Here is a 4,747-nt window from a genome sequence, read left to right on the forward strand (position 1 = left end):
TGGAGACGCGCACGCCGGGTGCGGCGGGCGGGCCGGGGAAACCCATCGTGAGCAATCACGGCAGGGCGCCCCGGTCCGACCCAACCCGGCACCCCAACAAGCGTCCCCGTGGGCCGCAGCCGCATTGGCGGCCCAAGCGGGAGACCCTCCGGATTCTGACAGCGGTCGACGCCGTGCTCGACCGCTATCGCGATCATCTGCCCGTCTCCTTGAGGCAGCTGTTCTACGTCCTGCTGAGCGATGGGGTGCTGACCAAGTCCGAACGTGACTACAAGCGGATGTGCGAGTACGTCGGCATGGCCCGCCGTTCCGGCCGTATCGCCTGGGACGTGATCCGCGACGACACTCAGATCGCGGTGCAGGCCCCGCCGTCCTTCGCCGATCCGCCCGACTTCTGGACGACCGTGGTCCGGACGGCTGACGACTACCGCGTCGATCGGCAGGCGGGCCAGCCCGTCCGGCTGGAGCTGTGGTGCGAGACCGCCGGCATGGTCCCGCAACTGGCGCGGATCGGCGAGGAGTTCGGGATCGCCTGCTTCTCCGGCGGCGGGTTCGAGGGCCTGGCCGGCAAGCACGACGCGGCCGCGCGAGCGGCGGCAGGCGCTCTGAAAACCTGCATCCGCCACCTTGGCGACCTTGACCCTAGTGGCGAACATTTGTTCAGTTCGCTCGCCGAGGATGTCGTGGCGTTCGCGGCGGCTGCTGGCGCCGCGGTGGAGTTCGAGCGGGTCGCCGTCACCGCCGAGCAGGTGGTGACCTACCGTCTGCCGACCGCCCCGCCCAAGGCCACCGACCGGCGCTCCTTCTCCGGCACCACCACCCAGGCCGAGGCGCTCCCACCGGACATCCTCGCCGACCTCGTGCGCACGGCGATTTCACGATCGACAAGATGGTGCCGGCCGAGTTAGACATCCACCTGATCTGCGAATCTACGGTACCCACAAGACACCGGCGATCAAGGCGTGGCTGGCCCGCCATCCGCGCTTCCACATGCACTTCACCCCGACAGGTTCCTCCTGGATCAACCAGGTCGAGCGCTGGTTCGGCTACCTGACCGCGCAGCTGATCCGCCGCGGCGTCCACAAGAGCGTCCAGGCGCTGGAGAGGGACATCCGCGCCTGGATGGGCCAGTGGAACGACGATCCCAAGCCGAAAACCGCCGAAGAGATCCTCGAATCCCGGATAAACGCCGGCTCCGAGCGGTCCACATCGTTGCGGCGACCACGAGGGGACAGGCCGAAGTAGCTCTCCGGAGTCGTGAGGTGCGCGAACGCCTTCTCCGAGGCGACTCCACATGGAATGCGTGGCCCAGCACGCTGTTCGGCACCGTCCCCAGTGAGCTCGTTCCACCGTGAAGCCGCAGTTCAGGGCTCTGTTGAGGATCACCGTTCTTGATTGGGAAGTAGGAAGGCCCCCTCGTGGAACGGTTGTCGATCAAGGGCGGCTATCACCACCAGGGGCCGATGTGCCGTTCTGTCGTGCCGTGCTGCCATTGTCAGCCCAGACGTTGAGCTACCCGGCCGGAGTCCTGCGGCGGCACCGCGATCAGATCCGCCCGGTACCTCAACCCAGGCCAGCAGGCCCTGCTCGTGCTGGCTTTACCTTCGCAAGGGCGAGATCTTCGTCGAGATCGCCACCGGGTTCGGCGTCGGCACGACCACTGCCTGACGCTCCGTGCAGGAGACCATCGCCCTGCCTGGACCAGGCCTTACGCGCCGCCACGCAGGTCGGCCATGCCTTCGTGGCGCTGGACGGCACCCTCATCTGCGAGCCCGTGGTCCCAGGCAACGTCTCCGCCGCTGACTTGTAGGTAGAGGGTTCATGGTTCTGCCGCCAGCACAGCTCGACCCTGAGCCCACCATTCGGACGACACTAAACTTGTATAATTCGTTCTCTTGTATCGTTCGTGTTTGTGGCGGTAGGTTGGCGCCATGACCGCATCCAGGACTCCGGCCGTCGCCGACGAGCTGCGCGGTGCCGGCCTGCGAGTGACGGCCGCGCGCGTCGCGCTGCTCGAGACCGTCCGGGGCGGTGACCACCTCGGTGTCGAGGCGATCGCCTCCAGGGTGCGCGATCGCGTAGGCCACATCTCTCTCCAAGCCGTGTACGAGGCCCTGCACGCGCTCACCGCCGCGGGGCTCGTACGCCGTATCGAACCGCCTGGCAGCCCGGCCCTTTTCGAGGGGCGCGTCGGGGACAACCACCACCACCTCGTGTGCCGGTCGTGCGGCGCGGTCGCCGACGTCGACTGCGCGGTCGGCCATGCCCCCTGCCTGACGGCCTCCGACGACAACGGCTTCTCGATCGACGAGGCCGAGGTCATCTACTGGGGCCTGTGCCCCGCCTGTTCCACGGCCGCAGGGCCTGAGCACGTGATCAACTAATCCGGAAGGATCCCATGTCTGAGAACCACGACGCGATCGTCACAGACGCGAAGACGGAAGGCGAAGGCGGCTGCCCGGTCGCGCACGGGCGCGCCCCGCACCCGACGCAGGGCGGCGGAAACCAGCGGTGGTGGCCGGAGCGGCTCAACCTGAGGATCCTCGCCAAGAACCCCGCCGTGGCCAACCCCCTCGGCGAGGAGTTCGACTACGCCGAGGCGTTCAAGAGCCTCGACCTGGCCGCCGTGAAGCGCGACATCGCGGAGGTGTTGACGACCTCGCAGGACTGGTGGCCGGCCGACTTCGACCACTACGGCCCGTTCATGGTCCGGATGGCCTGGCACAGCGCGGGCACCTACCGGATCAGCGACGGCCGCGGCGGTGCCGGAGCCGGTCAGCAGCGCTTCGCGCCCCTCAACAGCTGGCCCGACAACGGCAACCTCGACAAGGCTCGCCGCCTGCTGTGGCCGGTCAAGAAGAAGTACGGCAAGAGCCTCTCGTGGGCCGACCTCATGATCCTCACCGGCAACGTCGCCCTGGAGTCGATGGGCTTCGAGACCTTCGGCTTCGCCGGCGGCCGTGCGGACGTCTGGGAGGCCGACGAGGACGTCTACTGGGGTCCCGAGTCCACCTGGCTCGGCGACGAGCGCTACACCGGCGACCGGGAGCTCGAGAACCCGCTCGCCGCGGTCCAGATGGGCCTCATCTACGTCAACCCGGAGGGCCCGAACGGCAACCCGGACCCGATCGCCGCGGCCCGCGACATCCGTGAGACGTTCCGCCGGATGGCGATGAACGACGAGGAGACGGCCGCGCTGATCGTGGGCGGTCACACCTTCGGCAAGACGCACGGCGCGGGCCCGGCCGACCACGTCGGCGCCGACCCCGAGGCCGCCTCGATCGAGGAGCAGGGCCTCGGCTGGAAGAACACCTTCGGCACCGGCAAGGGCGCCGACACGATCACCAGCGGTCTCGAGGGCATCTGGACGAACACCCCGATCACCTGGGACAACAGCTTCCTCGAGATCCTCTACGGCTACGAGTGGGAGCTGTTCAAGAGCCCCGCGGGCGCGCACCAGTGGCGGCCGAAGGACGGCGCGGGCGTGGGCACCGTACCTGACGCCCACGACCCGTCGAAGAGCCACGCCCCGACGATGCTGACGACGGACCTCTCGCTCCGCTACGACCCGATCTACGAGCAGATCACGCGGCGCTGGCTCGAGAACCCCGACGAGCTCGCGGACGCCTTCGCCCGCGCGTGGTTCAAGCTGACCCACCGTGACATGGGCCCGGTCGCGCGCTACCTCGGCCCGGAGGTCCCGTCCGAGACGCTGCTGTGGCAGGACCCGCTGCCCGCGGTGACGCACGAGGTCATCGACGCCGGCGACATCGCCGCCCTCAAGGCCAAGGTCCTCGCTTCGGGCCTGTCGGTGTCGCAGCTCGTGTCCACCGCGTGGGCGTCGGCCGCGTCCTTCCGCGGCAGCGACAAGCGCGGCGGCGCCAACGGCGCGCGCATCCGCCTCGAGCCGCAGAGCGGGTGGGAGGTCAACGACCCCGACCAGCTGGCGACCGTACTGCGCGCCCTGGAGGGGATCCAGGAGTCCTTCAACGCCGCCCAGACCGGCGGCAAGCGGGTCTCGCTCGCCGACGTGATCGTGCTCGCCGGCGGTGCGGCCGTCGAGCAGGCTGCCAAGGACGCCGGCTTCGACGTCGCGGTCCCCTTCACGCCGGGCCGCGTGGACGCGTCGCAGGAGCAGACCGACGTGGAGTCGTTCGCCGCGCTCGAGCCGACCGCCGACGGCTTCCGCAACTACCTGGCGAAGGGCAACCGCCTGCCGGCCGAGTACCTGCTGATCGACCGGGCGAACCTGCTGACCCTGAGCGCCCCCGAGCTGACGGTCCTCGTCGGTGGCCTGCGCGTCCTGGGCGCGAACCACCAGCAGTCGTCGCTCGGCGTCTTCACCACGACTCCCGGGTCGCTGACCAACGACTTCTTCGTCAACCTGCTCGACCTGGGCACGACGTGGAAGTCGACGTCCGAGGACGCGAACACGTTCGAGGGCCGCGACTCCGCCACGGGCGAGGTCAAGTGGACCGGCAGCCGCGCCGACCTCGTCTTCGGCTCGAACTCCGAGCTGCGCGCGGTCGCCGAGGTCTACGCGAGCGATGACGCGAAGGAGAAGTTCGTGAACGACTTCGTCGCGGCGTGGACCAAGGTCATGAACCTGGACCGGTTCGACCTCGTCTGATCAATGACGTGCAGGTCGGCCCGGCCGGGCCGACCTGCGCGGTTGTGGGGGGGGCTACCTCTGGCAGGGGCGGACGGGTGTGTCGTATAAACAAATGACGCTGCCGCCGATATGGTG

General features: G+C 68.8%; 4 protein-coding genes. All 4 read left to right on the forward strand.

What is annotated here, in order from left to right; translation table 11 throughout:
- The coding region (locus ACFXJ8_RS43760) for a hypothetical protein (protein WP_379651463.1) at nucleotides 1-908 on the forward strand (908 nt) is incomplete at its 5' end.
- Nucleotides 909-990: 82 nt separating this feature from the next.
- A complete protein-coding gene (locus tag ACFXJ8_RS43765; RefSeq protein WP_379651465.1) occupies nucleotides 991-1,245 on the forward strand; it encodes a hypothetical protein in 255 nt (84 codons plus the stop codon).
- A gap of 686 nt (nucleotides 1,246-1,931) precedes the next feature.
- On the forward strand, nucleotides 1,932-2,384 hold the full coding sequence (locus ACFXJ8_RS43770) for a Fur family transcriptional regulator (protein WP_379651466.1): 453 nt from the start codon (nucleotides 1,932-1,934) through the stop codon (nucleotides 2,382-2,384).
- Between the two features lie 14 nt (nucleotides 2,385-2,398).
- Nucleotides 2,399-4,630 (forward strand): catalase/peroxidase HPI, encoded by a 2,232-nt coding sequence (katG, locus tag ACFXJ8_RS43775; protein ID WP_379651467.1) that lies wholly within the window; start codon nucleotides 2,399-2,401, stop codon nucleotides 4,628-4,630.
- Nucleotides 4,631-4,747 lie beyond the last annotated feature (117 nt).

Source organism: Nonomuraea sp. NPDC059194 (assembly GCF_042754765.1).
Taxonomy (GTDB): domain Bacteria; phylum Actinomycetota; class Actinomycetes; order Streptosporangiales; family Streptosporangiaceae; genus Nonomuraea.

Bases quoted from the DNA above. Each gene is read 5' to 3' on its own strand.
- ACFXJ8_RS43765 (WP_379651465.1), top strand. From the start codon at position 991: ATGCACTTCACCCCGACAGGTTCCTCCTGGATCAACCAGGTCGAGCGC.
- ACFXJ8_RS43770 (WP_379651466.1), top strand. From the start codon at position 1,932: ATGACCGCATCCAGGACTCCGGCCGTCGCCGACGAGCTGCGCGGTGCC.
- katG (WP_379651467.1), top strand. From the start codon at position 2,399: ATGTCTGAGAACCACGACGCGATCGTCACAGACGCGAAGACGGAAGGC.